General features: G+C 72.5%; 2 protein-coding genes. Both read right to left on the bottom strand.

Translation table 11 applies throughout. The features are described 5' to 3' along the window. Positions 1-1,308, bottom strand: a 1,308-nt coding sequence (locus V1L54_RS29180) for a beta-ketoacyl synthase N-terminal-like domain-containing protein (RefSeq protein ID WP_330121172.1), incomplete at its 3' end; no start/stop codon positions are given. Between the two features lie 2 nt (positions 1,309-1,310). Beyond that, on the bottom strand, positions 1,311-3,379 hold a 2,069-nt coding region (locus V1L54_RS29175), incomplete at its 5' end, for a KR domain-containing protein (RefSeq protein ID WP_330121171.1).

The raw sequence follows: 3,379 nt of genomic DNA, 5'->3' as shown, positions 1-3,379 counted from the left end.
CTCTCCGGAGTCGGGCCACGATCGGTTCTCGGTGAGCAGTTCGACCCTGCCCGAGGACCAGTCGACGTGCGGGGTGGGCTCGTCGACGTGGAGGGTCCTGGGGAGCACGCCGTGCCGCATGGCCTGGACCATCTTGATCACTCCGGCCACGCCGGAAGCGGCTTGTGTGTGCCCGATGTTGGACTTCAGCGAGCCCAGATACAGGGGTTCCGCACGCTCCTGACCGTAGGTGGCCAGCAACGCCTGCGCCTCGATCGGATCACCCAGGGTCGTACCGGTGCCGTGGCCTTCCACGGCGTCCACCTCAGCGGCAGAGAGCCGGGCAGCGGCCAGCGCGTCCAGGATGACGCGTCGCTGGGCGGGTCCGTTGGGGGCGGTGAGGCCGTTGGAGGCGCCGTCGGAGTTGACCGCGCTGCCGCGCACCACCGCCAGCACCCGGTGCCCGTTGCGCCGCGCGTCCGACAGCCGCTCCACCAGGAGCACACCGACGCCCTCGCTCCAGCCGGTGCCGTCGGCGGCGGCGGCGAACGCCTTGCAGCGGCCGTCACGTGCCAGGCCGCGCTGCCTGCTGAATTCGACGAAGGCGGCCGGGGTGGCCATGACGGTGACCCCGCCCGCCAGCGCCATCGAGCACTCGCCGGCCTGCAGCGCGCGTACGGCCAGGTGCAGCGCCACCAGGGACGACGAGCACGCCGTGTCCACGGTGACCGCCGGCCCCTCGAAGCCGAAGCTGTACGCCACCCGGCCGCAGAGCACGCTGGTCGCGGTACCGGTCAGCGCGTAGCCCGCCGCCTCCTCGGCGACGGGAACGCCGATGCCGTAGCCGGAGGTCCCGGCTCCGACGTACACGCCGACCGGACTGCCCTTGACTCCCTTCGGGTCGATCCCGGCTCGCTCGAACGCCTCCCAGGAGGCCTCCAGGAGCAGGCGCTGCTGCGGGTCCATCGCGGCGGCCTCGCGGGGCGAGATGCTGAAGAAGTCCGCGTCGAAGCGTCCCGCGTCGTGGACGAAGCCGCCCTGTCGGGAGTACGAGGTGCCCTCACCCCGGGAGTGCGGGTCGTACAGAGAGCCGAGATCCCAGCCACGGTCGGCGGGGAACTCGCTGATGCCGTCGCCTCCGGCGGACACCAGGTCCCAGAGCGACTCGGGCGAGTCGATCCCCCCTGGCAGCCGGCAGGCCATCCCGACGATGGCGATCGGCTCGTGCCCGGCGACGACCAGCTCCTGGTTGCGGGTTTTGAGCCGTTCGTTCTCCTTGATCAGGGTGCGCAGGGCTTCGACGTAACGTTCGTCGGCGGACGCCGCCATGGTCAGTGCTCCCCGTCATTGGCTTCGACGAGCTTCAGCAGTGCCTCGCCGTCCAGTTCGTCCACCGCGTGCGCGGTCGGCGCTTCCACGTCGTCGGTCTTCTCCCCCGCCAGTCTCAGCAGGGGTTCGAGCAGTCCGGCCTCCCGGAGCCGGGCCGTCGGCACGGCGGCCAGGGCGGCGCGAACGCGCTGCTCCTCGTCGGCCTCGCCCTCGTCGACGTCCGGGGCGATGCCCAACTCCTCGAGAAGGTGCTCGGCGAGTTCGGCGGGCGTCGGGTAGTCGAAGACCACCGTGGCGGTCAGCGACAGGCCGCTGACCGCGGTGAGCCGGTTGCGCATCTCCACGGCGGTGAGCGAGTCGAAGCCGAGGTCCCGGAAAGCGCGGTCGGGTTTGATGTCACCGCCGTGCACGTGCCCGAGCACCAGAGCGGTCTGCGTCCGCACCAGTTCCAGGACCGTGTCGGACCTCTCGTACCAGGGCAGGGCGAGAAGGTCGGCGCGCAGGTCGCCGGGTGCTCCGGCCGCCTCCGCCCCGTTGGAGGCTGCGCCGCCCTCCAGCTGGGCCAGCAGGGAACTGGGCCGGGAGGAGGTGAACGTCTGCGCGAACACCGGCCAGTCGACGTCGGCCACAGTGACCGTGGGGGCCGTATCCGCGACCGCGTCGGCCATGGCGGCGAGCGCCAGGTCCGGATCCATCATCAGGACTCCCCGACGGGCGAGTTCGGTGTCCGCACCCTCGGCCATGCCCTCTCCGCCCCAGGCGCCGAAGGCGACGCAGGTCGCGGGCGCCCCACGGGCCGCCCGCCGCAGGGCCAGGGTCTCCAGCCTGGCGTTGGCGGCGGCGTAGGCGGCCTGTCCGGCGCCGCCCCAGACAGCGGCGACCGACCCGAACAGCACGAAGGCATCAAGGTCGCCGCAGAGTTCGTCCAGGTTCTCGGCGCCGGCTGCCTTTCCCGCCTGAGCCGCCGCCAGGTCCTCCTCGGTGAGTTCGGACAGCCTTCCCAAGCCCCCGACGCCCGCGGCGTGCACCACGGCGTTCGGCGTGTACTCGGCCAGCAACGCGGCGACGGCGTCCCGGTCGGCGAAGTCGCAGGAGACCACCGCGATCTCCGCCCCCAGCTCCGTCAGCTCCGTGACCAGTTCGCCGGCGCCCGGTGCGGCGGCACCGCGCCGGCCGGCCAGCACCAGTCGCGTGACACCGCCGAGGGCCGCCCACCGGGCGACGCGGGAGCCGAGCGCACCCGTTCCGCCGGTGATCAGCAACGTGCCCTGGGGGCACCAGGGCGTGGTGGTGACCGGAGGCGCGGTGACCAGCCGTCGTGCGAGCGGTACGTCCCGGAGGGCGACCTGGTCCTCGGCGGCGACCCCGGAGAGGACCGCGACCAGTGAGGCATCGCTGACCCCGGTCATGGGCAGGTCGATCAACCCTCCCCACAGCGAGGGATGTTCCAGCGCGGCCACCCGACCCAGCGCCCACAGGGCGTGGCCGCCCGCCGCAGGGGGCTCCTCGCCCGGTAGCGCCACGGCACCACGGGTGGCGCACCACAGGCGCGTGTCAGTGTCGGCCAGCGTCTGGACGAGGGCGAGTCCGGTGGCTACGGCGGTGTCCTCGGCCAGGCCGAGCAGTGACAGCACCCCCGCCCAGGGGCGGTCGGAGGAGAAACGCTCCACCAGTTGCCGGAGTTCGGCCGCCGCGTCAGCTTGGTCAATCAACTGGATGAGCGGGGTTCCGCCGCTGCGGCGGATCGCCTCGGCACAGTCGGCGGCGGTCTCCTCGTGTTCGAGGTGTGCCAGCACCAGCCAGCTGCCCACAAGAACCGGGTCCACAGGAACGGAGACGGGCTGCCACTCCTCCCGGTACCGCAGGCCTTGAGAGGAGTAGAGGTCGTGCCAACCCATGAGCTTCGACAGCGTGTCGTCGAGCCGCTCCCGGTCCTCGCCGGGGTCCACACCGAGCAGTCCGGCCACGGCGTCCGCGTCGCCACCGCGCACCGCGGCCCAGAAGGCGTCATCGGCGCCCTGCCCGCCGGCCCCGCCGGTGCCAGACGCGGGCAGCGGCCAGTACCTCTGGT

This window comes from Streptomyces rubellus (assembly GCF_036323805.1).
Lineage (GTDB): Bacteria > Actinomycetota > Actinomycetes > Streptomycetales > Streptomycetaceae > Streptomyces.
Note: the sequence above shows the minus strand (reverse complement) of the source record. Positions and strands in the feature narration are given on the sequence as shown.